This is a genomic window from Streptomyces sp. NBC_01341 (genome assembly GCF_035946055.1).
Classification (GTDB): domain Bacteria; phylum Actinomycetota; class Actinomycetes; order Streptomycetales; family Streptomycetaceae; genus Streptomyces.
Map to the genome: position 1 here is coordinate 914,359 of NZ_CP108364.1, position 23,818 is coordinate 938,176.

The 23,818-nt window shown below is 71.0% G+C and carries 25 protein-coding genes, 1 tRNA gene and 3 pseudogenes; 12 read left to right on the forward strand and 17 right to left on the reverse strand.

The window, feature by feature from the left end:
* Nucleotides 1-11: 11 nt before the first annotated feature.
* A complete protein-coding gene (locus tag OG206_RS04065) occupies nucleotides 12-593 on the forward strand; it encodes a dihydrofolate reductase family protein (RefSeq protein ID WP_327112243.1) in 582 nt (193 codons plus the stop codon).
* A 39-nt stretch (nucleotides 594-632) separates the two neighbouring features.
* Here OG206_RS04065 and OG206_RS04070 read toward each other — a convergent pair whose 3' ends face one another.
* The 5 genes from OG206_RS04070 to OG206_RS04090 all read right to left on the reverse strand — a co-directional run bounded on the left by OG206_RS04070 (nucleotide 633) and on the right by OG206_RS04090 (nucleotide 5,004).
* The gene (locus OG206_RS04070) at nucleotides 633-1,271 is read right to left on the reverse strand and encodes a LutC/YkgG family protein (protein WP_327112245.1); all 639 of its coding nucleotides are present in this window, start codon (nucleotides 1,269-1,271) and stop codon (nucleotides 633-635) included.
* Nucleotides 1,268-2,812: a lactate utilization protein B gene (locus OG206_RS04075; RefSeq protein WP_327112247.1), complete on the reverse strand. Its 1,545-nt coding sequence runs from the start codon at nucleotides 2,810-2,812 to the stop codon at nucleotides 1,268-1,270. Before OG206_RS04075 ends, OG206_RS04070 begins: the two co-directional genes overlap by 4 nt.
* A complete protein-coding gene (locus OG206_RS04080) occupies nucleotides 2,809-3,576 on the reverse strand; it encodes a (Fe-S)-binding protein (RefSeq protein WP_327112249.1) in 768 nt (255 codons plus the stop codon). Before OG206_RS04080 ends, OG206_RS04075 begins: the two co-directional genes overlap by 4 nt.
* A 197-nt stretch (nucleotides 3,577-3,773) precedes the next feature.
* Nucleotides 3,774-4,565: a FadR/GntR family transcriptional regulator gene (locus OG206_RS04085; protein ID WP_327112251.1), complete on the reverse strand. Its 792-nt coding sequence runs from the start codon at nucleotides 4,563-4,565 to the stop codon at nucleotides 3,774-3,776.
* A 163-nt stretch (nucleotides 4,566-4,728) separates the two neighbouring features.
* A complete protein-coding gene (locus OG206_RS04090) occupies nucleotides 4,729-5,004 on the reverse strand; it encodes a hypothetical protein (protein ID WP_327112253.1) in 276 nt (91 codons plus the stop codon).
* A gap of 210 nt (nucleotides 5,005-5,214) precedes the next feature.
* Between OG206_RS04090 and OG206_RS04095 the strand changes: the two are divergent.
* The 3 genes and pseudogenes from OG206_RS04095 to OG206_RS04105 all read left to right on the forward strand — a co-directional run.
* Nucleotides 5,215-5,544 (forward strand): annotated as a pseudogene (locus OG206_RS04095) (sensor histidine kinase); the annotation flags it as partial.
* Nucleotides 5,517-5,843: pseudogene (locus OG206_RS04100) on the forward strand (response regulator transcription factor); the annotation flags it as partial. The pseudogenes OG206_RS04095 and OG206_RS04100, both read left to right, overlap by 28 nt.
* 165 nt (nucleotides 5,844-6,008) lie before the next feature.
* Nucleotides 6,009-6,917 carry a DUF2510 domain-containing protein gene (locus tag OG206_RS04105; RefSeq protein WP_327112255.1) on the forward strand — a complete coding sequence of 303 codons (909 nt, stop codon included), beginning with the start codon at nucleotides 6,009-6,011 and terminating at the stop codon, nucleotides 6,915-6,917.
* 131 nt (nucleotides 6,918-7,048) lie between these two features.
* Here OG206_RS04105 and OG206_RS04110 read toward each other — a convergent pair.
* A tRNA-Pro gene (locus tag OG206_RS04110) sits at nucleotides 7,049-7,122 on the reverse strand.
* Between the two features lie 319 nt (nucleotides 7,123-7,441).
* A complete protein-coding gene (locus OG206_RS04115; RefSeq protein WP_327112257.1) occupies nucleotides 7,442-8,389 on the reverse strand; it encodes an NAD-dependent epimerase/dehydratase family protein in 948 nt (315 codons plus the stop codon).
* 162 nt (nucleotides 8,390-8,551) lie between these two features.
* Between OG206_RS04115 and OG206_RS04120 the strand changes: the two genes are divergently transcribed.
* Nucleotides 8,552-9,280, forward strand: coding sequence for a TetR/AcrR family transcriptional regulator (locus tag OG206_RS04120; RefSeq protein ID WP_327112259.1), 729 nt, complete (start codon nucleotides 8,552-8,554; stop codon nucleotides 9,278-9,280).
* Between the two features lie 129 nt (nucleotides 9,281-9,409).
* On the opposite strand, the gene OG206_RS04125 is transcribed toward OG206_RS04120, so the two are convergent.
* From OG206_RS04125 to OG206_RS04145, 5 genes are all read right to left on the reverse strand, one after another.
* A complete protein-coding gene (locus OG206_RS04125; protein WP_327112261.1) occupies nucleotides 9,410-10,024 on the reverse strand; it encodes a GTP-binding protein in 615 nt (204 codons plus the stop codon).
* The gene (locus OG206_RS04130; protein WP_327112263.1) at nucleotides 10,002-10,373 is read right to left on the reverse strand and encodes a DUF742 domain-containing protein; all 372 of its coding nucleotides are present in this window, start codon (nucleotides 10,371-10,373) and stop codon (nucleotides 10,002-10,004) included. The genes OG206_RS04125 and OG206_RS04130 overlap by 23 nt, the downstream gene beginning before the upstream one ends.
* Before the next feature lie 2 nt (nucleotides 10,374-10,375).
* Nucleotides 10,376-10,810 (reverse strand): roadblock/LC7 domain-containing protein, encoded by a 435-nt coding sequence (locus tag OG206_RS04135; RefSeq protein WP_327112265.1) that lies wholly within the window; start codon nucleotides 10,808-10,810, stop codon nucleotides 10,376-10,378.
* A gap of 7 nt (nucleotides 10,811-10,817) precedes the next feature.
* On the reverse strand, nucleotides 10,818-12,809 hold the full coding sequence (locus OG206_RS04140; RefSeq protein WP_327112268.1) for a sensor histidine kinase: 1,992 nt from the start codon (nucleotides 12,807-12,809) through the stop codon (nucleotides 10,818-10,820).
* A 396-nt stretch (nucleotides 12,810-13,205) separates the two neighbouring features.
* Nucleotides 13,206-13,967, reverse strand: coding sequence for an IclR family transcriptional regulator (locus OG206_RS04145; RefSeq protein WP_327112270.1), 762 nt, complete (start codon nucleotides 13,965-13,967; stop codon nucleotides 13,206-13,208).
* A gap of 41 nt (nucleotides 13,968-14,008) precedes the next feature.
* On the opposite strand from OG206_RS04145, the gene OG206_RS32570 reads away from it, so the two are divergent.
* Both OG206_RS32570 and OG206_RS04150 read left to right on the forward strand, forming a co-directional pair.
* Nucleotides 14,009-14,158, forward strand: a complete 150-nt coding sequence (locus OG206_RS32570) for a putative leader peptide (RefSeq protein ID WP_442805797.1) — start codon at nucleotides 14,009-14,011, stop codon at nucleotides 14,156-14,158.
* Between the two features lie 176 nt (nucleotides 14,159-14,334).
* Nucleotides 14,335-14,794, forward strand: a pseudogene (locus OG206_RS04150) (hypothetical protein); the annotation flags it as partial.
* A 19-nt stretch (nucleotides 14,795-14,813) separates the two neighbouring features.
* Here OG206_RS04150 and OG206_RS04155 read toward each other — a convergent pair.
* The 3 genes from OG206_RS04155 to OG206_RS04165 all read right to left on the reverse strand — a co-directional run bounded on the left by OG206_RS04155 (nucleotide 14,814) and on the right by OG206_RS04165 (nucleotide 17,021).
* A complete protein-coding gene (locus tag OG206_RS04155) occupies nucleotides 14,814-15,062 on the reverse strand; it encodes a hypothetical protein (RefSeq protein WP_327112274.1) in 249 nt (82 codons plus the stop codon).
* A gap of 156 nt (nucleotides 15,063-15,218) precedes the next feature.
* Nucleotides 15,219-16,457 carry an MBL fold metallo-hydrolase gene (locus OG206_RS04160; RefSeq protein ID WP_327112276.1) on the reverse strand — a complete coding sequence of 413 codons (1,239 nt, stop codon included), beginning with the start codon at nucleotides 16,455-16,457 and terminating at the stop codon, nucleotides 15,219-15,221.
* A gap of 123 nt (nucleotides 16,458-16,580) precedes the next feature.
* Nucleotides 16,581-17,021, reverse strand: coding sequence for a PPOX class F420-dependent oxidoreductase (locus OG206_RS04165; RefSeq protein WP_327112278.1), 441 nt, complete (start codon nucleotides 17,019-17,021; stop codon nucleotides 16,581-16,583).
* Nucleotides 17,022-17,175: 154 nt separating this feature from the next.
* Between OG206_RS04165 and OG206_RS04170 the strand changes: the two genes are divergently transcribed.
* Nucleotides 17,176-18,381: a Glu/Leu/Phe/Val dehydrogenase dimerization domain-containing protein gene (locus tag OG206_RS04170; protein ID WP_327112280.1), complete on the forward strand. Its 1,206-nt coding sequence runs from the start codon at nucleotides 17,176-17,178 to the stop codon at nucleotides 18,379-18,381.
* 55 nt (nucleotides 18,382-18,436) lie between these two features.
* Nucleotides 18,437-19,048 carry a TetR/AcrR family transcriptional regulator gene (locus tag OG206_RS04175; RefSeq protein WP_327112282.1) on the forward strand — a complete coding sequence of 204 codons (612 nt, stop codon included), beginning with the start codon at nucleotides 18,437-18,439 and terminating at the stop codon, nucleotides 19,046-19,048.
* Between the two features lie 88 nt (nucleotides 19,049-19,136).
* Here the strand turns inward: OG206_RS04175 and OG206_RS04180 are convergent, their stop codons facing one another.
* Nucleotides 19,137-20,138 (reverse strand): DUF6745 domain-containing protein, encoded by a 1,002-nt coding sequence (locus OG206_RS04180; protein ID WP_327112284.1) that lies wholly within the window; start codon nucleotides 20,136-20,138, stop codon nucleotides 19,137-19,139.
* A 107-nt stretch (nucleotides 20,139-20,245) separates the two neighbouring features.
* Nucleotides 20,246-20,572: a hypothetical protein gene (locus OG206_RS04185; RefSeq protein ID WP_327112286.1), complete on the reverse strand. Its 327-nt coding sequence runs from the start codon at nucleotides 20,570-20,572 to the stop codon at nucleotides 20,246-20,248.
* A 167-nt stretch (nucleotides 20,573-20,739) separates the two neighbouring features.
* Here OG206_RS04185 and OG206_RS04190 point away from each other — a divergent pair, with 167 nt between their 5' ends.
* The 3 genes from OG206_RS04190 to OG206_RS04200 are packed head-to-tail and all read left to right on the forward strand — an operon-like array spanning nucleotide 20,740 to nucleotide 23,800.
* Nucleotides 20,740-21,696 carry an STM4015 family protein gene (locus OG206_RS04190; RefSeq protein WP_327112288.1) on the forward strand — a complete coding sequence of 319 codons (957 nt, stop codon included), beginning with the start codon at nucleotides 20,740-20,742 and terminating at the stop codon, nucleotides 21,694-21,696.
* A gap of 9 nt (nucleotides 21,697-21,705) precedes the next feature.
* A complete protein-coding gene (locus tag OG206_RS04195; RefSeq protein WP_327112290.1) occupies nucleotides 21,706-22,674 on the forward strand; it encodes an STM4015 family protein in 969 nt (322 codons plus the stop codon).
* Nucleotides 22,655-23,800 (forward strand): STM4014 family protein, encoded by a 1,146-nt coding sequence (locus OG206_RS04200; RefSeq protein WP_327112292.1) that lies wholly within the window; start codon nucleotides 22,655-22,657, stop codon nucleotides 23,798-23,800. The genes OG206_RS04195 and OG206_RS04200 overlap by 20 nt, the downstream gene beginning before the upstream one ends.
* Nucleotides 23,801-23,818: the final 18 nt, after the last annotated feature.

Genomic DNA, 23,818 nt, shown 5'->3' on the forward strand with positions numbered 1-23,818 from the left:
GAGGACTTCTGATGCGCAGCGTGACCTACTCCATGGGCGTCTCCCTGGACGGCTACATCGTGGGACCGGACGGCAACTTCGACTGGACGGAGCCCGATGAGGAGGTCTTTCGATTCTGGATCGACGACATCCGGAAGATCGGCACCCATCTGCTGGGGCGGCGGCTGTACGAGACGATGCTGTACTGGGAGACCGCCGACCAGGATCCGGCGCTCGACGACGCGATGCTCGAGTGGGCCTCGCTCTGGAAGCCGCTCCCGAAGGTGGTGTTCTCCACCACGCTGTCGGCGGTGCAGGGCAACGCCCGTCTGGCCTCCGGCGGTCTGGCGGAGGAGATCGAGCGGTTGCGGGCCGAGCCGGGGGACGGCGACATCGCGATCGGCGGGGCGTCTCTCGCCGCCGATGCTGCCGCGCTGGATCTGATCGACGAGTACCAGGCCATGGTCTATCCGGTGCTGGTCGGAGGTGGCATTCCCTTCCTCCCCCGGCACGAGCGCCGGGTCGACCTCGAACTCGTCGAAACGCGCCCCTACGGCTCCGGGGTCGTCTATCTCCGCTACCGGGTGGCACGCCGGAGCGGGCTCCACGCGTGACGGACCGGCGGGGGTGGCCGTCATGTGCGGAGCCCGCCCTCAGACGTCCGTACGGATCACCACCGCGAGCGTGCGGGGTCCATGGACGCCCTCCACCCGTTCCAGTTCGATGTCGGAGGTGGCCGAGGGCCCGCTGATCAGGGTGGTCGGCCGCTCCGGCACCAGCCTGGCCACCGCCTCCGGCACCCCGGCCACGACGGAGGAGAGGTCGACGACGCACACATGGAGGTCGGGTACGAGTGACAGCGCCCGCCGGCCCTGGTCCGGCGACCCGTCCAGGAAGATCGTGCCGGTCTCCGCGCAGGTGACCGCCGAGGCGGTCACGACCCCGTCCAGCACGTCGAGAGCCGGTGCGGGAATGTCCGCGGAGTCCCGCTGCGTCTCGCCGTCGTACCCGGTGAGCCACTGTTCGTCGAGGGCGGGCGGCACCCCGATGCGCCGGGCGCCGCGCTCCCGCAGGATGGCGGCGATGACGTCGGCCGTGCGGTCGGCGGTGCAGGGGTGGACCTGCGCCTTGTAGTCGACGAGCCGGTCGGTCAGGAGCCCGAGGCGTTCGTCGTCCGGCAGCGTACGCCCGGTTCGGTACACGCGGGGGATCGCCGCCTCGGGGGCGGGCGCCAGAGACAGGGCGTCCCTGATCCTGCCCAGCACGGTGTCGCGTGCCTCCGTGGTGGTCACCGGTCCTCCTTCTGGTCCTGGGCGGTGCCCCGGACGCCCTCGTCGGCGGCGGCGCGCATGGCCGCCGCGCCCTCGCCCGACGCGAGCCACGCGCGGAACGACTGCTTGGGCGGGGCGGCTGTGTCGCGGCTGTCGCTCCAGCCGTCGAACGGGGCGGGCAGACGGGAGATCGTCGCGTCGCGTCCGCCGACGACCCGGCCGAGGGCGGCGGCCTTCTGCGCTGCCATGAACAGCTTGGGCCTGCTCATCACTGCGGCAGCGGCCTTCATGGCCAGCTTCTCCGCGGTCGTGCCCGACTCCTCGGTGTGCTGATGGCGCAGTTCGACGAGCATCGAGGGAATGTCGATCTTGACGGGGCAGGCGTCGAAACAGGCTCCGCAGAGGCTTGAGGCGTACGGCAATGAGCTGTTGGGGTCGTCCTTGGCCTCGTGCATGCCCGCCAGCTGCGGGGTGAGGACCGCGCCGATCGGACCGGGATACGTCGATCCGTAGGCATGGCCGCCGGCCCGCTCGTACACGGGGCAGACGTTCAGGCAGGCCGAACAGCGGATGCAGTTGAGGGCCTCACGGCCGATCGCGTCGGCGAGGGCCGCGGTACGGCCGTTGTCGAGGAGGACCAGGTGGAAGTTCTGCGGCCCGTCCCCCGGGGTCACGCCCGTCCACATCGAGGTGTACGGGTTCATCCGCTCGCCGGTCGAGGAACGCGGCAGCAACTGCAGGAAGACTTCCAGGTCCTGATAACGCGGCAGGACCTTCTCGATCCCCATCACGGTGATGAGGGTGTCGGGAAGAGTCAGGCACATGCGGCCGTTGCCCTCCGACTCGACGACGGCGAGGGTCCCGGTCTCGGCGATGCCGAAGTTGGCGCCGGACACGGCCACCCGCGTCGTCATGAACTTCTCGCGCAGGTAGGTGCGGGCGGTGGCCGCGAGGTGCGCGGGCACGTTGTCGAGTCCGGGGTCGACACCGGGGATCTCTTCGAGGAAGATCTGCCGGATCTCGTCGCGATTGCGGTGGATCGCGGGCACGAGGATGTGCGACGGCTTGTCATCGGCGAGCTGCACGATGAGTTCGGCGAGGTCGGTCTCGTACGGTGTGATGCCTGCCGCTTCGAGGTGCTCGTTGAGGCCGATCTCCTGCGTGGCCATCGATTTCACCTTGATGACGTCGCTGCTGCCGGTCTCCCTGATCAGCCGGGTGACGATCTCGTTGGCCTCTGCGCCGTCACGCGCCCAGTGGACGGTGCCGCCGTGTTCGGTGACCTTGCGCTCCAACTCCTCCAGAAGCTCGGGAAGCCGGTTCATGGTGTCCGTCTTGACTGCCGATCCGGCGTCGCGCAGGGCCTCCCAGTCGGGGAGTTCGCCGGTGACGTGCAGCCGTTTGGCCCTGATGGTGCGGGTGGCCCTGCCGAGGTTCCGGCGCAGCTGCTCGTTGCGCAGATCGTCGTGCGCCGCCTCCGGGAACGTGCGGTCACCGCGCAGGTTTCCCGTACCGTACGGCGAGCGGGGCGGGGCGGCGGGCATGCCGAGGAACGTGCTCATCGGGCGGCCTCCAGCAGGGTGTAGGGCGTGGTCCGGGTGGAGCCGAGGATCTGGGCGAGATGCAGGGTGCGCGCGCCGGACCTGATGCGGGAGAGTCCTCCGCCGATGTGCATGAGACAGGAGGAGTCCCCGGCGGTGCACACGTCGGCCCCGGTCTCCGAGATGTGGCGCATCTTGTCCTGGAGCATCGCGGTGGACGTCTCGGCGTTCTTGACGGCGAAAGTGCCACCGAATCCGCAGCACGAGTCGGCTTCCGGCAGCTCGACGAGGTCGATGTCCTCGACGGCGCGCAGCAGCCGCAGCGGCTTGTCGCCGACTCCGAGCATGCGCAGGGAGTGGCAGGTGGGGTGATAGGTGACGCGGTACGGGAAGTACGCCCCGACCTCCGTGACGCCGAGGACGTCGACGAGGAGTTCGGAGAGCTCGTATGTCTTGGCCTTGACCGCGGCGACCCCGGCGCGCATCGAGGCGTCACCGTAGCGCTTCGCGACGATCTCGTGCTGGTGACGTACGGAGCCGGCACACGACCCGGACGGCATGACGACGGCGTCGATCGAGGCGTCCCCGAACTGCTCCGCGAAGTTGCGCACCAGCGGAACAGGCTCGCGCTGGTAGCCGGTGTTGACGTGCATCTGGCCGCAGCAGGTCTGGCCGGGCGGGAACACGACGTCGTGGCCCAGGCGTGCGAGCAGCAGCGCGGTCGACTTCACCGCCTCGGGGAAGAGCGTGTCTCCCAGACAGGTGGCGAAGAGTCCGATACGCATGGGCCCTCCTCGGTTTATGGTCCGACCATACTAGCCTCGGTCCGAATGTGGAACCAGGTCGGCACGCGTGAAACGCGCTGAAACGCGCGGGAGCGGGGACGGTGCCCACGCACCGTCCCCGCTCCCGTTTCCGCCTCGTCCGCTCCCGCCCTCGCTCCCCTGCGGGCGGACTGTGCGCCCCGGTCACACCGCGCCCGTCACGCCGGCCGCACATCGCGCCCGTCGATCCCGTTGCAACCGTCGTTCTCGTCGTTCTCGTCGTTCTCGTCGTTCTCGTCGACCAGCGTCCCGTGCAAGCCGCGGATGTGCTCCTCGACCAGGTCCGCGGCCTCGCCGCCCCGCCCCTCCCGGACCAGCCTCAGAAGCTGCGCGTGCTGGGTGTTGAGCGCGCCCGCCGTCGCCGCCCAGTCATCGACGTTCTCCAGCGCGTGGAGGATCAGCGGGCGCACGGACTCGCGCACGGCCGAGGTGAGTGTCGAGGTCAGCGCATTGCCCGAGCTGCCCGCGATGAGGACGTGGAAGCGCGTGTCGAGGTCGTTGAACTCGGCCACGCCGACGTCCGGTTGCCCCATCCGGCTCACGAGCTGTTCCGCCGCGTCGACATCCTCGGCCCGGGCATGCCGCGCGGCGGCCTCCCAGCTCGACCGCTCGAGCACGACGCGCGCCTCCAGCACGTCGTGCAGGCTGTAGCTGCCGAGCGCGAAGTGCAGACGCAGCAGGCGGCCGAGGGCATCGTCGGGGTTGCGCACGATGCGCGCACCGGAGTCGGGGCCGCGGCCCGGCTGGGCGACCAGTACTCCGATGGTCTCCAGCACCCTGAGGGCCTCACGCAGCGCGGACCGGCTGACTCCCAGTACCGGCGCCAGCTCCCGCTCGGGCGGCAGACGGTCGCCTGCCTTGAGCTCCCCGGCGAGAACCTGCTCCTCGATGCTCTGCAGCACGAGTTCATGGGTGCGCGACTGCCGCACGGGCTGCCACTCGACGGGCATCCGCTACTCCCTGTTCCGAGCGATACACATGGACCGACTATGTCACACAGAGTGTGTGGTCGGACCAAACCCGGAAGCTGGGGAGGGCACACTGGCCAGGGCTGTCACGCAGGGCCGGACGCCACGCCGGACGCCACCGGCAGGCTGCCTGCCACCACTCGATTCACCGAGGGCGGGACAACCGCCTCCGGGCCCTGCGCCGGTCCGGGTCGAAGAGCTGGCCCGCCATGCCGGCCAGCACCAGGCCCCCGGCGATGAGCAGACCGTGACCGATGACGATCCCCGCCCCCAGCCCTGCGATGCCGATCGCCAGCCACAGCCATGCGGAGCCGTAGCCGCGTGCGCGTGGGGTGTCCCCGGCAGGTGTGCCCGCGTGTTCCGGCCCGGCCTCCCGGGGCCCGCGCTCGAGACCGCTCAGCCCCTCGTGGTCGTTGGACATGGTGACTCCCTCCCGGATCAGCACCCGTTGGGCCGATTCCATCGTCGGGGCGAACGGGGGCCCAGGACCATAGGGGTTGGCACCCATCTTTCGCGGGGTCCGCCATGCAGACGCGGCTGCGGAGCCCTCGTGCAGCCGTCCGCCGCCACGAACCCGCGATAGTGGGGGACAAGCCGCCCGCAAAACCCGCCCGAAGGAAGCCCAGCGACCTTGCCCCTGTTCTGGCGCATCTTCCTGCTCAACGCCGCGGTACCGGTGGCCGCCGGGGCACTCCTGCTGCTCGGCCCGATCACCGTCTCGGCTCCCGTCGTACTGACCGAAGCCCTCATCCTGGCCGGCGGCATGGCGCTGATGCTCGGCGCGAACGCCCTCCTGCTGCGGCTGGGGCTCGCTCCGCTGCAAAGGGTCACCAGGGCCATGACGACCATCGGCCTCCTCAGCCCGCGGCCCCGTCCCGAGGTCGCCGGGGAAGGGGAGGCCGCCGCCGCCCTGATCGAGACGATCAACAGCATGCCGACCGGGACCTCGTCGAGGCGTGCCGGGCGGCCATGCGCGACGAGCCGTTCCCCTACACCGGCGCGGTGACCGCCCTCATCCGGCATTACCTGGACCGGGCCAGGGAGGGTGGGGACCTGCCCGCGCGGGCGATCACGGAGCGGAAGGAGGAGATCCTCAAGCTGGTCGCCGAGGGGCATTCGCCGAAGGAGATCGCGGGCCTGCTCGTGATCAGCGTGAAGACGGTGGAACGGCACCGGGCCAACCTGCTCCGGAAGCTCGGCCTCCGCGACCGACTGGAGCTCACCCGGTACGCCATCCGGGCCGGACTGATCGAACCGTAGGAGCCAGTGGGTGCGGACCCCATCCCCTCACGCCGAGGGCTGCCGGCCCGGCGCAGCACACGCACCGGCCCGTGCCCCGTTCCGACGGCCCGAGCGCCTGGGACGTGACCACGACCACGCTGTGCGATTCATACGATTCTCAGTCAGTGCGCCTACGGTGCTCTCGTGACCCAGACGACCCCGCCCGGCTGGCACGCAGACCCCGGGCACTCAGGAATCGGCCCCGCACAGGAACGCTGGTGGGACGGGAGCCGCTGGACCGACCAGCTCCGGATCGCCCCGGCGACTGTCCGACGTCGCCGGATACGCATCGGGGCGGGTATAGCCGCCGGTGTCGTCCTCCTCGCGGCCGTCGGTGGCGGCGCCTACATGCTGGGCAGTAGCTCCGACGACACGGACGACGCCTCGGCCACGGCGCCCCGCAACCCCTCGGACAGTCCTCGCCTCCCGGGCGCACCGGACGGCGGCCAGGGAGACGGCGGCCAGGACGGCGGCCAGGACGGCGGCCGGGACCACAACCCGGGCCAGATGCCGGAAACCGAGAAGGGGTACGCGACCGACGCGGCCAGCGGCATCAGCATCCCCGTACCGGACGGCTGGAAGGGCCAGTCCGGCCCGATCGGCGCCGGCCTGACCACCGGCGACTACGCCTGCCCCGGTGACACGGCCCAGAAGTGCGTCCGGGGCGGAATCTTCTCCGCGCCCGCGCAGGCCCTGAAGATCAATTCGACCACGGCGAAGGCAGCGGCCGAGGCGGACATCAAGGTGAACGCCGAGGAGTCCTACGGCGAGAAGATCTACGGCGGTATCACGTCGCACGAGGAGCTCGTCTCCGAGGCCGTCACGGTCGCCGGCCAGAAGGGCTACAAGGTGCGCTGGAAGGTGGTGACGAAGAACGGCGACGACGGCTACGTCGAGTCGCTCGCGTTCCCCTCACCCAACCTGAAGAGCATGCTGGTCGTCATTCGCTCCGGCTTCGACGTCAATGCGAAGGCACCAAAACTCTCGGTCCTCGACGACATCACCAAGGGCATCAAGAAGGCGGCCGGGGCCGGCGCCGGCGAGACCGCCTGATCACTCCAACGCCTCTCGGGGGTCGCACCGGACGCTTCAGGTGCGACCCCCGAGCACGCACCCGCCCGAAAACGTTCGAGGGGCTGGTCGGAATGCTCCGATCCAGCCCCTCGAACTACGACTCTCACGAGTCGGGACGACAGGATTTGAACCTGCGACCCCTTGACCCCCAGTCAAGTGCGCTACCAAGCTGCGCCACGTCCCGCTGACCGTCTGACCTGGGGTTTCCCCTGGGCCGAACGCGCATGAGAACAATACCGCACTTGCACCGGTGCTCACGAACCCGTTTCCGGTCGCCGACCTCGACCTTGCCCGGCGTCTACCACCACGCCAGGGGCGGGGCGATGTACCGACCGGTCCACGAACGGGAAGAACGGGCCGGTCAAGCCCGCCGGCAAAGCAGCGCCGGGCGGGCGGGCCCGACACCGCGACGGCACCGACGCCCTTCCTGCGCGCCTGGGGCCAGGCCGGTCGGCGGACACGACGCGCCCCCTCGTCCACCGCGACCGCCCCTGATGGGGCACTCAGCGACCGCCCAGGAAGTCCCGGTACCAGGCGAGCGTCGCGTCCACGCTGTCGGGGAGCGGGTTGGGCGACAGCCCGAACGCCTTCTCGATGGCGGAGGAGTCGACGGTCTGTCCCTCGGTGTGCTGGTAGAACATCTCGGCGTACTCCGCCATGAACACCTCGTCGAAGGGCCCGAAGGGGCGCGGCTCAGCGATCACGGTGAGGTCCAGGGGTCGGCCGACGCGCTCCTCGATCATGGCGAATATCTCCCGGGTGGTGACCGCGGGAGCCGTGGGAAGGTGCCACACGCGTCCGTCCGCGTCCGGGTTCTCGCCGAGCGTGGCCAGTCCCGCCGCGACGTCACCGATGTACGTGTAGCTGTGAGGCAGATCCATGTCGCCGAGGGCGGGAACCTCTCCCCCGGTGAGCGCCGCAGGGAAGACAGCTCCTCCCAGCGTCGAACTGAGCACACCGGGGCCCACGAAGTCGGCGGATCGGCCGAGGACGACGGGCAGCCTGCCCTCCGCGTGCGCCGTGAGGTAGCGGCCGTCGAGCTCGGCGCGCATCACGCCCTTGCGGCTGGTCGCGCGCCACGGAGTGTCCTCGGTCATCACGGCACCATGGGTCTCGCCGTACGGGTAGAGAGTGTCGAGGACGACCAGGCGTGCGCGCGTCGCTTCGGCGGCCGCCAGGACCGCCGCCTGGATGCGGGGCATGACCTCGACCTGCAGGTGGTAACCGACGTTGACGCAGTGGTACACGACGTCCGCACCTTCGACAGCCGCGCGCGCACCCTCGAAGGTCGACACATCGCCGGCGAACCGGTCCACACCTCCGATGGCAGGGCCCTGTCCCTTGCGGTCGACGAGGCGGACGCGATGACCCCGCCCGGAGAGCTCGCGTGCGAGGGCGGTGCCGGCAGGACCTGCACCGAGCACGACGTGGAGAGCGGATGCGGTGGTCATGATGTGCCCCTTCGATTCAAGCGATGTGATGCCTTCTATTTTCTGTTAGAGACTGTAACTCCTGCAATGGGGCGTCGCAAGGGGCCGCGTTAGACTCCGTAACAAAAGTGAGCGCGCCTTGCAGTTCCCTGCGCGCGTCGTCGATCGACTGGAGGAGCGGTGATGGTCCGAGCACAGGAAGGCCCACGCGCCAGGTACCGGGAGCAGACCCGGGCGGAGATCAAGGACACCGCACTGCGGCAGCTGGCCGAATCGGGGGTCGGGGCTCTGGCGCTGACCCGCATCGCCAAGGAGATGGGCCTCTCAGGACCTGCGCTCTACCGCTACTTCGCCAGCCGGGACGATCTCCTGAGCGCACTGATCAGAGATGCGTACGACGACGCGGCTTCGGCCGTCGCCCACGCGGCCGCCGAGGCCGAGGCCGGGGAGCTGAGCCCGCGTGCCCGTCTGCACGCGCTGGCCACGGCCTACCGGGCCTGGGCGGTGGCCGAGCCGCACCGCTACCTGCTGATCCAAGGCGCTCCCGTCCCGGGCTACATCGCTCCGGACGACACACGCGACCGGGCGCGGGCGGTTCTCGGCCCGTTCCTTCCGCTCTTCGCGGACGGGTCACCGGGGACGAGCCACTCCGCCCTGGTGGCCGAGATGAGGGCCTGGCTCGGCGCCGACACCGCGGGCGTGGCCTCGTGGGTCGCCGAGTACGCGCCGGATGCCGCCACCGACCAGCGGCGCGCGGCGTACGGACTGGCGGGCGCCGTTCTCGTGTGGGCCCAGCTGCACGGCTCGGTGGGGCTGGAGGCGGCGGGACAGTTCGCGGGCATGGGGCACAGCGGCGACACCCTGCTCACCACCCAGCTCGACCAGCTCGCGGACGCGTTCGCGCTGACATGACCACGCCGGGATCGCGAAACGCGCCGGGGGAAGGCTGCAGGCAAGCCGCCACCGGTGCGGTCCGCCGCTGGGGGCAACGGCGGAGGGAGGACCCGATCACTTACCACCGCTCGACGGGACGCACCGGGGTCACACCTGGGCGGCCCCGGAACCGGACAGCGGGGCCGGCGCGGTGGCGTTGATGAGGTGCTGGACGAGGGTGACCAGCGCACCGGTCCCGGAGCTCGCGATGCGGGCGTCGCAGAGCACCACCGGAACCTCCGGCCCGAGGTCGAGTGCCGCTCGCACCTCGTCCGGCTCGTAACGGTAGGCGCCGTCGAACTCGTTGACGGCGACGATGAAGCCGATGCCGCGCCGCTCGAAGAAGTCCACGGCCGCGAAGCACTCGGCCAGCCGCCGGGTGTCGGCCAGCACGACCGCACCGAGCGCCCCCTTGGACAACTCGTCCCACATGAACCAGAACCGCTCCTGACCGGGGGTGCCGAACAGGTAGAGAACGTGGTGTTCGGAGAGCGTGATGCGCCCGAAGTCCATGGCCACGGTCGTCGCGGTCTTGGATTCGATGCCCTCGAGACTGTCCGTAGCAGCGCTGACCTGCGTCAGAAGCTCCTCCGTGCTCAGCGGCGCGATCTCGCTGACGGCGCCCACGAACGTCGTCTTGCCGACACCGAACCCGCCCGCGACCAGGATTTTGAGGGCCACGGGAAAGTATTCGGAGCTGTCAGAGCTGTCGTCGTAGACCATCGAGCACTGCCTCCAGCAGAGATCGGTCGGTGGGCATGTCATGAAATGCGGGGGCGTGTGCGGTGACCGCTCCGCAGTCGACCAGGTCGGACAGGAGGACCTTGGTGACGACCGCGGGCAGCCGGAGGTGGGCGGCGACCTCGGCCACGGACGTGGGACCGCCGCAGAGTTCCAGCGCGACGGTGTGTTCCGGGCCGAGGTGTGCCCGAGGGGTGTTCCCCGTGGCCATCACCAGGGAGAGCAGATCAAGAACGGTGGTCGGCCTCGTGCGGCCGTTGCTCACGGTGTACGGGCGGATGAGCCGGCCGGCCGCGTCGTCGAGCAACGGCCCGTCCTGCGGAGCCGGCATCCTCACAGCCCCGGAGTGAACGGCGCTCCGGCCGGCTGCCGGAGCGGCGTCATCAGGTAGGGCCGCACGCTCTTGACGAGCATGGCCATCTCGTAGCCGAGGACGGCGGCGTCCGCCTCGCGGCCGGCGAGGACGGCGAGGCAGGTGCCGGAACCCGCGGTCGAGACGAACAGCAGAGTCGAGTCGAGTTCGACGACGACCTGCCGCACGTCCCCGTTGTCACCGAAGCGGGCACCCGCGCTGCGGCCGAGCGAGTACAGACCGGCAGCCAGTGCGGCCATGTGGTCGGCGCTGTCCGCGTCCATGCCGTGGACGGATTTCACCAGCCCGTCCGCGGAGAGGAGGACCGCACTGCGCGTGTTGGGCACACGTTGGACGAGGCCGCTCAGCAGCCAGTCGAGGTCCGAGACCTGTCCGGACGGCATTTCGCTGGTCATGGTGTATCTACTCCTTGAACATGTTCTCGGTTCGGGGATCCTGATCGGGCGGCTGCGGTGCCGGATGACCCGGGCCTCTCGGGTCCGCTCCCGCCACCACGGTTCCGGCCGATCCTCGGAAGGGGAGCGGAGCGAGGCCGTGGGAACGCTGTGCGCCGACGGTCACGGCCGTGGTCGCGGGCTCGGTACCCGCTGCGCCGGACGCCTCGGCGAGTTCCACCTCGTCGGCGGTCTGGGCCTCCGCCAGATCGACCCCGCGCCGGAAGGCGGCCATCAGGCCCGGGTCGTGCAGGGCGTTGTCGTCCTCCGCTCTGGGGACAGGTGCCTCGCGGAGCTGCGGAACCAGATGCTCCTGATTGCTGCGCCGCGGGAGCTGCGGGCGGCCCGCGCCGTCGTGCGCGGGTGCCGGGGCCGCCGGGGCGGCCGCCGGGGAGCGAGTGCCGGAGCCTTCGGCGGACACGGCCGGCGGCATCGTCGCCTCGGGCGGCGCCGCCCCCGGAGGACCCAGGGGCTCGGCGGTCCGGGCGACCGGGGGGAAGGCGGCGAGGTTCGGACGGTCGACCCGCTCCGCGCGCAGTGGCAGTGGCGGTCCCTGCTCCTGGAGCCGGCTGGGTGGCGGCTGTTGCCCCCGCCCGGGAGTCGGCTGCGGCGCGGAGTCGGCGCGCTGGACGTCGCCGGCGGGCAGGGGCGCGGTCCCGGACGGCACCACCGGCGCTGTGCCGGGTGCGACCGCCGCCGCGCCAGGTGCGGCCGTGGCATCGATGTCGATGCCCAGGAGGACCTGGGGCAGTACGAGTACGGCTTGTGTGCCCCCGTAGATGTTGCTCTGCAGCCGCACGGCGATGCCGTGCCTGCGCGCCAGTGAGGCGACGACGAAGAGCCCGATGCGGCCGTCCTGCAGCAGGTGGGCCACGTTGACCTGGTCCGGGTCCGAGAGCAGGGTGTTCATCCGCTTCTGCTCGGGTCCTGGCATGCCGAGGCCGCGGTCCTCGACCTCCAGGGCGAGCCCTGCGGTGACGCGCTGGGCGCGCAGCAGCACCTGGGTGTGCGGAGCGGAGAACACCGTTGCGTTCTCGACGAGTTCGGCGAGCAGGTGGATCACATCGGCCACGGCGTGTCCGCGCAGGGTGCCGTCGATGGGCGGGACCAGCTCGACGCGCGGGTACTGTTCGACCTCGGCGATCGCCGAGCGCAGCACTTCGGTCACGGTCACCGGGCTGCTCCACTGGCGCCGCGACACGGCGCCGCCCAGTACGGCGAGGTTCTCGGCGTGCCGCCGGATGCGGGTGGCGAGATGGTCGACGTGGAAGAGGCCCTTGAGCAGGTCGGGGTCCTCGACCTCGTGTTCCAGTTCGTCGAGGATCTGGATCTCGCGGTGCACCAGGGACTGAAGGCGCCGGGCGAGGTTGACGAAGACCTCGACCTTCTGGTCGTTCCCGTTGCCCCGGAACAACTGGGAAGCCTGGACGACCGCGGTCACCGCCTCGTCCTGCGCGCGTCCCATCTCGTGGGCGAGCAGCTCGAAGGCGTCGGCGTCGGGAGCGGCGGGAGGCGTGGCCGGGCGTGCGGGCACGGGTTCGCCGTCGCGGAGCTGCTCCACCAGGCCCTTGAGTTCCGCGTGGTGCCGGGCACTTGTGCGGCGCAGCGCGAGGCACCGGTCGAGCACTCCGGTGGCGACGCGGCCTGCGCCGATGAAGGCCGCCGCCACGGCTGCCACGGCAAGCGCCCCGGAACCTCCGAGGGCCGCGACAAGACTGCCTGACGGGCGCACGCCGGAGGCCCTGATGGTGAAGATGACGGCTGCCGCCCCGCTGAGCACCGCGGCCACGGTCGGTAGGAGGGCGGTACGCAGCAACTGCGGTCGCAGCCGTCCCTCGGGTGCGGTGGGCTGTGCGGCACGCGGCCGGCTCGGGGCCGAGTGCGAACGGCCACCCGGACGGCCGTGCCGTCCGCCCTCGCGGCGTTCCGGTCGCGCGGTGGGTGCGCGAAGTTGAGACATCAGCGTCCTCGGTACGTGGGGGCACCAGGAATCGGCATTCGTGTGGTGACACCTACGGTGGTCGGTCAGGCCCGGGTCAACGGTTGGGGCAGGCTCGACCGATATGAGCCCACCGTTGATCACCGACCACACACGGTAGTCGCCAATCGCCCATGCTCGACGTGCAGTTGTCGAACTTGCCCGCCAGGCGTCCCGCTCTGGTATGACACCTCGCACGGGCAGCCGATTACGTACGCCACCACCCCCGCCCGCAGGTCCGAACCTCGGCCGCGCGTGCGATTTCCCTCTGGTGGCGGTACGGGCGTCCCCGGAGCGGTGCGGGCACGGGAGCGGCATGAGCGTCCCCCGGCCTGGATCAGGCAGCCCCCATGGGCAGGATCGCCGGGACGGCGTGGATCACGAAGCCGCCGGGGGCAGGGACGTCGCGGCCGCAAGCAACGCCACGGCGTGCCGGGAGAGCTCGGGTTCGCTCCCCCGGTCCACGGGCATGGAAGCCGTCAGGGCCAGGCGGTCCCGCCAACTGCTGCCCATCAGGGGCACGGCCACCTCGTTCATCCCCCGTGCGGCCTCACCCGTGCAGTCGGCCCGGCCGAGGGCCCGGGTGCGTTCCAGTTCTGCGAGGAGGGCGGTGCGCGAGGTCAGGGTGCGTTCGGTGACCCCCGGCAGCCGCTCGTTCGGGTAGAGGGCGCAGACCTGTTCGGTCGTCAGCTGGGCCAGCAGCACCTTGCCGGCCGACGTGGCGTGGGCCGGGTGGGCGCGGCCGGTCTCCAGAACCGCCCGTACCGCGTGCGAGGATTCCCGGCCGTCCGTGATGATCACCTGGTCACCGATGAGGGCAGCGGTACTGATCGTCTCGCCCGTGGCTTCGGCCGCCGAGTCGAGCACGCGCTCCAGACGGGCCGCGATCCCCGGTCCGTAGCCTGCCGGCCGTCCCAGAGTGACCAGTTCGGGTCCTGCGGAATAGCCCCGACCCGACATGTCGCGGGTGGCGAATCCGCGCACCTCCAAGGTGGTGAGCACCCGGTGCGCGGTGGAGCGCGCCACTCCGAGTTCCCTGGCCGCTCCGGTGACCGACAGGCTGTCATGGACGAGGAAGAGGCGCATGAGGCGCAGTCCGGTGTCCAACGACTCGATGATGTAGCGCTTCGCGTCGGTCATCAGGTCCTCTGGGTCTCACGGGGTGCCGGACGGCACCGACTGTGAACGTACGGCGCTCCGCCCATCATTCCGGTTCGGGCCGCGCCGTCCACACCGTCCGCCGAATCCTGAAGCGCAGCCGGGAACTCACGCGACGACTCCATGTCGATCTCGCGCGTACCGCCGGCGCCCTCTGTCTCCGCGCGCTCTGAGCACCCCGATGGGCAGCGACCTGGTGCCCACGACCGCTGCTCCTCGACGGCCCGGACACCGTTTCGCCTTCTCCGCGCAGCGTTACCGGCGCTCACCGTCGCCCGCACCTCGCTCCTGACATCGGTCCCGGCACACCGCGTCCATTCGCGTCGGACCGCCCGGACCCCGGGCCTGAAGCGAGAACTCGCCCGTGGGTGCCGGAAGCAGCGTCTTCGTGGCCGGCACCTACGGGTACCCGTACCCCGCCGTCCCCGAGGGCGTCGGCGCCAGTGTGCCCGCCTCGGCCGACTTCGCCGGTGGCCTCACCCGGGTGGACGTACGGTCGGACGGGACCGGGCTGCTCGCTGAAGTGGGACAACACCCTGCGTTCGGCCGCCGTACCCAAGCTGTCGACGGGCGACGGGCTGCTCCACACGGTGGTACGTGATCCACCCATCCCCGGCACCAGGGGGACGAGCTTCCTCGATCCGTACCGGTACGTGCAGATCGACCCCGACAGCGGTCAGGTCACGCGTTCCGTGAAGGTGGGCATGGGATCGCTCTACGACTCCCTGCAGATGGCGGGCACCGTCACACGGGACGGGGCCTACCTCCAGGGCACCGTGACCGGGGTCCTGCGGATCACGGCTGGATGAGTGCGTGGGCGGCGCGGCGTCAGGCCGACCTCACGTCCTGACGCCCTGTCCGGGTACGTGCGGCTTCACGCAGCCGCACCCGGGCGGCCGGGCCGGCGCCACTGGTGGTCCAGTACGGGTGCCACCGGATCCACGCCGAAAGCCGCAGAAGGGTCCGACGCACTTCGGTTGTCGAGCGGCGGACGCGGGGCCGGGCCAGTTCCGCGTACGCGGCGTTCCAGTCTCGCTGGGCCTGGACGAGTTCGTGGGGGAAGGTGCTGTCATCCATTCCCATATTAGATCGCATGTTCGAATTTGATGTCGTCCTGGCAGCGCCGGATCCCGTGTCACTCGCTCGAACGGGCAGCGAACGCAGCCAGGATGGGACGGCCAGGGCCGGGGGGGCGACGAGGGCCGGGTGCGGCGAGCCTCGTGCCCCCGTCGGTCAGCGCTCTCCGGCCAGGTCGACTTCCGCCTTGCGAACCGATACCGCGTCGCCCGTCGCAGGGCCGCGCCACGGGCGAGCGACCGGTGCCGACACCGCACGCCACCAGGGGTCCGACGGAAGCTTCCCCGCCGGTTCGAAAGGCTCGCCCGGCCGAGGGAACACGGCAGCTTGACCCACCTCCTCGGCAGCGTCCATCATCCACTCCCCCGGCTCGGCCCAGGCGTGCAGCGCAAGGTTGAAGGTGCCCCAGTGGATCGGCAGCAGCACTCCGTGCGGGTGCCCGCCCTGCAGGTCGAGGTGCGCCTGGACCCCCTCGGCAGGTGACATGTGGATGTCCGGCCACGCCCCGGGAAGCGGCGTCCGGCCGGTGTGGTTCTCCGGCCAGTACTGGGAGTAGGCGCCCACCTGGATCATGGTCGCGTCGAACGGGCCGTGCTCGGCACCGATATCCTTGAACCCGGAGAAATAGCCGGTGTCCCCGCTGTGGTACACGCGGTGGTCCGGCCCCGCGACGACCCACGACGCCCACAGCGTGTGCTGCTGGTTGCGCAGCCCTCGTCCGCAGAAGTGGCGGGCCGGGGTGGCGGTCAGGCTGATTCCCGCGATCTGCGCGGTCTCGTTCCAGTCGAGTTCATGGATGCGCTCCAGGGGCACTCCCCAGCGCTCCAGGTGCGCGCCGACGCCGAGGGGAACGGCGAAGACCGTGTCCGTCCCCGCCAGCGCCTTGATGGTGGGCAGGTCCAGGTGGTCGTAGTGGTCGTGCGAGATCACCACGACATCCACGGGGGCGAGGGAGGCGAGCGGCAACGGCACGGGGTGCACGCGCTTGGGCCCGGCAAAGGCGAACGGCGAGCAGCGTTCACCCCAGACCGGGTCGAAGAGCACCCGACGACCGTCGATCTCGGTGAGCACACTGGAGTGGCCCAGCCAGGTCAGCCGGAGGCCTGACTCCGGTGGGGTGGCCAGGTCGGCCAGCGTCGTGGCATGGATGGGGACCGTGCCCGAGGGCGACCGACGGACGCGCTCCTCCTTGCGGAAGAAGACCTTGGCGAATTCGAGCATCGAGCCCGACGGTTTGGTCCTGGCCCCCTCGGGATTCTGGAACACCCCGTCGGCGAAGTTGGGCGAGCGGCGGATCCGCTCCATCCTCGCCCCGGCCGGATCCGCCCCGAAGGCGTCCGGGCGCAACGAGCGCAGTCGGGTACGGAGCGAGGGCTGGTTGTCGGCGCCGGTCACAGCTTCTCCTGAGGGAGTGGGTGTCGTCTCATTATGGTCGGGGTGCGGAACGGAGCGAGGGATCGACGGTGAACGGAGCATTCCGCAGGCTCGGCCGACGCCCCGCCGGTTGCGGGTGACACCTCAGGCACGCGGCTGCCCGTACACGTGCTCGATCCGGAGAGTCAGGACGGCCCTGCGGTCCTCGACCATCACACGCCGGTACTCGTCCCAGTCGGGGTGCTCTCCCCGGATGTCCCTGTAGAGCCGCACCAGCTGCTCCACGGTCTCGCCGTGAGGGTCCTCGGCCGGCGGGGTCAGTTCGGCGGAGCCGTCCGCCACGGTCCATGCCCACCGGTCGTGACCGGTCACGTGATAGCTCGCCCGCGGGTCCCGGCGGAGGTTGCGAGTCTTCGCCCGCCCCTCGGTGACGGACACCCGGATCACCCCTTCGCCCGGATCGTACGCATGGTTCACATTGGACATCTGGGGCCTGCCGTCACGCTTGATCGTGACCAGCACGCCGCCGTCGTGCTCGCCGAGGAGCCGCAGAAGCGCCTCGTGCCCTGGTTCGAAGTCCGTCATGCCGACTCCAACGTCCGTACGGGCTCCAGGATTCCGCAAACGAGGTGCCGACCGGTCGCATCCGGCCGGATTTCGCGCGTTGACAGGCAGTGCGCATCTCTCGATACTGACTCACGGTTCAGTAAATCCACACCGACCCGCCCGGAGCCGCCCTGTGACACCCCCTTCCACCGCCCCGCTGATCTCCCTGACCTGGACGGACCACATCACCGGGACCGAGGGCTATCTGGTCGTGGACCGCCTGGTGCGCGGTGTGTCGAGCGGAGGGCTGCGTATGAGGCAGGGCTGCACCCTCGCAGAGGTGGCGGGCCTGGCTCGGGGCATGACCATGAAGGAAGCCCTGCACTTCGACGCGGACGACACCCGGGCGCGCTACATCCCGCTGGGCGGCGCCAAGGGCGGCCTCGACTGTGATCCGCGCGCGCCCGAGGCATACGGGATTCTCGTTCGCTTCCTGCGGGCCATGCGTCCGTACGTGGAGAACGTCTGGACGACCGGCGAGGATCTCGGGCTCAGCCAGGAACTGGTGGACCGGGCGGCCGTGGAGGCAGGCCTCGTCTCCACCGTGCAGGCGGTCTTTCCCCTGCTCGACGACGAGACGGCGGCCCGCCGGCGCCTGGCGGACGCCTTCGCGGTCACGGTGGACGGGATCGGACTGGACGAGCTGGTCGGCGGGTGCGGCGTCGCGGAGTCCGCTCTCGTCGCACTCGACCGGGCCGGCGTGGCCCACGGCGATGCGCGTGTCTCCCTTCAGGGTCTCGGCACGATGGGCGGAGCGACGGCGCGATTCCTGTCCCGCGCCGGGCTCGCGGTGGTCGCGGTCGCCGACGTGAAGGGCACCATCGCCAATCCGGCGGGGCTGGACGTCGAGTCCCTGCTCGCCGCGCGGGACGCGTTCGGGACGGTGGACCGGGGGGCACTGCGCCCGGGGGATGAGGAGCTGCCTGCCGACGCATGGCTGGCGGCGGACGCCGAGGTACTCGTCCCCGCCGCGGTGTCGTACGCCGTGGACACCGTGAAGCAGGCGTCGGTCAGGGCTCGTTGGATCGTCGAGGCGGCGAACATGCCGGTACTGCCCGACGCGGAGGCGCTGCTCGCCCGGCGCGGGATCACGGTGCTGCCGGACGTGGTCGTCAACTCCGGTACGAACGCCTGGTGGTGGTGGACACTGTTCGGGGACATCGGAGCCGACGCCGACGAGGCGTTCGCCCACACGCGCCGCTCGATGCGGTCCCTGATCGGCCGCGTCCTGGAGCGTGCGGAGGCGGACGGCTGTACCCCGCGGGCCGCGGCGCACGCGCTCGTGGCGGACCGGCTCCCGGTGATGGCGGAGAGGTTCGGCTGGTACGCACAGGTATGAGCGCCCGGGTGGCCCGGTGGTCCGGTCGGGGAGTCGGCTTGGTTAGGGTGACTCCGTGGCGAGAGTACGGCTGAGCGTGGCGGAGCGTCGGGAAGAGCTCCTGCGTGCTGCCGTCGAGCAGATCGAGGTGCGGGGTGTGGCCGCGGTCCGGATCGCCGACGTGGCCTCCGTCCTCGGCGTGAGCAACGCACTGGTGCTGTACCACTTCTCGTCCAAGGAGAAGCTGGTGGCCGCCGCGTTCGCCTACGCCGCGGAGGCCGATCTGGCTCATCTGCGCAGGCTGCTGACCCGCCGCACCAGCGCCGTACGGCGGCTGCGCGCCGCCGTGCGCTGGTACGCGCCGACCGGCCAGGCCAAGGGGTGGCGGCTCTGGATCGAGGGCTGGGCGTCCTCCCTGCGGGATCCGGTGCTCCGGGAGGTGGCGGGCGATCTCGACGAGCAGTGGAAGGCGGAGCTGGCGGAGGTCATCGAGGAGGGCGCCGCGGCGGGTGAGTTCCGGTGCGACGACCCCATGTCGGTGGCCTGGCGACTGACCGCGCTGCTGGACGGCCTGGCGGTCCAGATGACGTCGTACGCGGGTCCGCTGTCCAGAGCGACCATGCTGCGGTGGACCGATGAGGCGCTCGCCCGCGAACTCGGCATCGACCACGAGGCACTGACCGCCTGACGGCCGGCGCGCAGGAGGTGCCGACCGTCCGAACCCGGCACGGCCGCGTGGAACGCCTTCCACGGGTGCCGCCGGCGCCGCGATCCGGTCAGGTCTGCCGCATCGGTGCGTAGGCCTCCCCGTCGAGCCCGAAGGTCCACGCGACGCCTTCCTTCGCGGTCCCGGTCCTCGGCGGGACCCGGAGCCAGTAGGTGCGGTGCGTTCCGTCCGGCTCCGGCGTGGAGTTGACCACTTCGACCATCGCCACGTCCTCGTCGCCCTCCATTGCTATGCGCCACAGGACTCCGGTCTCGTCCTGGTGCACGGGCTGGGCACCCGATTGGGAGAGGTAGCGGTCGTAGCCGTAGAACTCGAGCATCACGCGCCGCAGCTCCGCGTTCTCCTCGGCACGTATGCGTTCGGGGGTGAGGGTTCCCAGCGAGTCGAGGAACTCGGCGGGCACGGGCATTCCGCGCCAGGCGTGGAGGGCGAAGCCGTCGGGGTAGGCGAGGGCCGGCCCGTCACCCCGATCGAGCCGTCCCGCCTCGTCCCGGTGGAGCGCCTCGGGCCGCTCGCTGATCACCACGGCGTGCTCATAGGGCCACCACCAGCCCGCGTTCCTGGCGACCTCCGCCAGTCCGGTCAGCCGGTCGCCCCGGCCGTCGAAGGCAGCGAGCCAGGCCGCGTCGTGCTGGCCAAGAACCGCGTCCAGCAGGACGAGGCGGACGTCGGACTCGTCCTCGGGCCGGGGGGCGAGCTCGGCGACGACCCCCGTCCGGATCCGGTCGGCCAGTGCGGCGGTGGTCTCCCACAACTGGGCACCGGTGGCGGACCACAGCGCGGACCACCCGGCAGGGCCCAGCTCGTCGTAGATCCTGCGGCGCTCCTGTGCCCATGGGCGCGTGCGCACCTCCTCGCGGACGGAGCGGCCTGCACCGACCAGCTTCTCCACCACCTCGACCGCCGCCTTGGGCGAGTCCGCCCAGATGACGCGCTCGGGCTCGGCGAGCCCCGCACGACGGTAGGCCAGCCGCACACCGTCCTCGGCCGCACCCCGGTCCGCCCGGCCGGTCGCCGCCGCGACCGCCCGCCACGCGTTCACGCACTCCATCGCTGTTCCCCGTCCTCTGATCCCGCTCTGCCTGTCATACCTGCTGTCACTGCTGTGCCGGCCGGGCGTCCGCACCTCACGGCCGGCACCCGACGGACCCGGACCCGTCAGTCCGCAACGATCCGGACCGCGCCCGGTGCGTACTCGCGCTGTCGGACGACGCGGAACCAGCCCTTCGGCAGCGCTATCGCCGCGTGTTCCTCGTGCACCACACGTCCGCCGTCGGGAAGGTGGAGCAGCATCGGACCGAAGGGTCCCGCCTCCCGCATCAGCCTGCCGGGTCCCTGCACGGCGTGGGCGTGGCCGGTGACTTCGCCGAGCGCCAGGACCAGCCTCCCCCGGCCGTCCCGCAGTTCACCCGGCGCGTCGAGGAAGTGCGCGGGCACCTCCGACTCGTCCAGCGCCACCATCAGTACGTCGCCCTGCCGGTACACAGACGTCTCCCCTCCGCCCCGGCACCCCCTGTGCCGGTCACAGATGAAACGCTACGAGAGGGGTCTGACAATCCGTCGGCGGGCGCGGCCCCGGTCACGGTGTTGTCAGTGGCTCTTGATAAACCTTTGCGGACATCAGCCGTCCCCAGCAACAGGAGCTCAGTGCCATGTCCGACGCGGACCGTCTGCACGAGTTGCTCGGCCTTCAGGCCGTCGATTTCCAGCGTGAGACCGAGGAGCCGGCGCGCCCAGCCGCCGAAGCCGCGGCCTGGCGCATCAGCGTCGACCCGTTCGGCCCCGAGGGGGACGTGAGCTGGGAGGAGGAGTTCAACGCCTTTCTCGACGCCGTCGACCCGTCCCGCGTCCGGGCCCTGATCATCGGGCAGTGGGGCGAGTCGTACGAGGAGGACTCGTCCTATCCGATCGGGCTCGTCGTCGCCGCGGCCGGCCGGCTGACCTCGCTCACGGCGATCTTCGTCGGAGACCTGGTGATGGAGGAGGCGGAGATCTCCTGGATCGAGCAGTCCGACGTCACCGCCCTCCTCACGGCCTTCCCTGCCCTGACCCATCTCGGTGTCCGCGGGGGCACGGGGCTGCTCTTCCCACCCGTCGCGCACGCGTCGCTGCGTGAGCTCACCATCGAGAGCGGCGGACTTCCGGCCGAGGCGCTGCGCGGTGTGCTGGACAGCGAACTGCCCGCACTGGAAAGGCTGGACCTCTGGCTGGGCGTGTCCTCGTACGGCGGCGACGCCGTCGTCCCGGACCTGACGCCGCTGCTCACGGGTACCCGCTTCCCCCGGCTCCGGCACCTCGGTCTGCGCAACAGCGAACTGCAGAACGAGATCGCGGCCGCGATAGGCTCGGCGCCAATCGTCGCCCGGCTCCACACGCTCGACCTGTCGAACGGCACGCTCGGTGACGAGGGCGCGGCCGCCCTGCTGGAGGGCCAGCCACTCATCCATCTCGAAGCACTCGACCTGCACCACCACTTCCTGTCCGAACCGATGGAGCGTCGGCTGACCGAGGCACTCGCCCCGCACGGCGTCACCGTCGACCTGTCCGAGCGCTGCGAACCCTGGGACGACCGCGGGGCCGCCGGACGCTACACCGCGGTCGCGGAGTAGGGGCGCGCGATGACCGACATCATTCACCCGGACGTCTTCCACGGCCTGCCGGTCCTCACCCTGCCCGCTGCCGACGCCCCGGAGCCCGGGACACCCTCCGCACCCGGATCCGTGGCTTGGCGGCTGGAGTGCGCCTGGGGCGGGGAGACCTTCGCGGAGCACTGGCGGCGCTTCCTCACGGAGGTCGACCCGACCGGGGTGCGGGCGCTGCTGATCGGGCCCTGGTGGGAGGACGAGTACTCCTCCTTCCAGCCCGTGGTCGACGCCATCGTCGCGGACGCACACCGTTTCCCGGCCCTGCGCGCGCTGTTCCTCGCCGATGTGGAGAGCGAGGAGTGCGAGCTGTCCTGGCTGCAGATGTGCGACATCACCCCGGTTCTCGAAGTCTTTCCGCTTCTGGAGGAACTGACCGTGCGCGGCTGCGGAGAGGCCGTTCCCGACGGGGAGAACCTCCGGCTGCGCCCTGTCCGGCACGCGGCGCTGAAGTCGCTGCGCTTCGAGTCCGGTGGCCTGCCCGGGCACATCGTCCGAGCGGTGGGCGCCTCCGAACTCCCGTCGCTGGAACACCTGGAGTTCTGGTTGGGCTCCGAGTGGTACGGCGGTGACGCTTCCGTGGCCGACCTGGCACCCGTGCTGTCCGGCGCCGCGTACCCGGCGCTGCGCCATCTCGGTCTGCAGAACAGCGAGATCCAGGACGAGATAGCCGTCGCGGTAGCCTCGGCGCCGGTCGTCGCGCGGCTCGACTCCCTGTCCCTGGCGATGGGCACCCTCAGCGACACGGGCGCCGAGGCCCTGCTGGGCGGGCAGCCGCTCACCCACCTCTCCGCCCTTGATCTGCACCACCACTACCTCAGTGGCCCGTACGTCTCCCGTATCGAGGAGGTGTGCGCCCGGGCGGGTGTGCGGGTCGATCTCGAGGGAGCCGAGGACTGGGACGACGAGGACGACGAGTCGCGCTATGTCGCAGTCAGTGAGTAGCGCGCTCCCGCGCCTCGCGGTCGTCGGCATCCCCGGCAACCGCAGGGTCGGCCTCTTCCAGGACGCCGTGCGCGCCGCCGGGCTTCCGGCCGCGCGCACGGTCTCCTGGCTCGATGTGCTCCGGGGCGATGTCCGCTTCCTGCCAGGGGAGACCGTGCGCGTCGACTCCCCGGGTGAAGACGCCGAGGTGGACAGGCTCCTGCGCGGGACGGACGATCCGACGAGGGTGGAGGGTTCGGCCCGCTGGTACGTCCGTTTCACCGCGGCCGTGCGGGATGTCGCCCGGGCCGCAGGCGCCGCGGGTGCCGACCTGCTGGACGATCCAGGGGACATCGCGGTGCTGTTCGACAAGCGGATCTGCCACGGTGTCCTGGTCAGCGGGGGTGTGCCCGTACCGGACTCCCCCACTTCCGGGCCCGCTGCCGGGCCGGTGCGGGGCTGGGCGGACGTAAGGGCGTTGATGACTGATCACCGAATGCCGCGGGTGTTCGTGAAGCCGGCCCACGGTTCGTCCGCCTCCGGCGTGGTCGCACTGGAGACGGCCGGCCCCGGAAGGGTCCGCGCGGCCACGTCGGTGGAGCGGGACGCCGAGGGCCGGCTGTTCAACTCGCTGCGGGTGCGCAGGTGCACGACGGAGCGCGAGGTGGCGGCTCTGATCGACGCTCTGGCGCCCGACGGGCTGCACATCGAGCGCTGGCTGCCCAAGGCATCCCAGCGGGGCCGGGTCGCCGACCTCCGGGTCGTGGTGGTCGCGGGCCGGGCGACGCATGCAGTCGTGCGGACCAGCAGGCACCCCATGACGAACCTGCACCTGGGAGGGGCTCGGGGTGATCTCGACCAGGTCCGGGCCGCGGTGAAGACGGCCGGTGGAAGCTGGGACGCCGCCCTGGCGGTCTGCGAGCGGGCCGCCGCCTGCTTCCCCGGCACGCTCTGCGTGGGGGTCGACCTGCTGCCCGCCACCGGCTGGCGGCGCTTCACCGTCGGCGAGGTCAACGCCTTCGGGGACCTCCTGCCCCGTCTGACCGGACTTCCGGGCAGCGGCGCGGAGGACCTGGACACCTACGGCGCGCAGATCGCCGCCGTACTGGACCGGACGAGGAACGACCGTGTCACCTACGCACCCTGATCCCACGCACACCGGCGT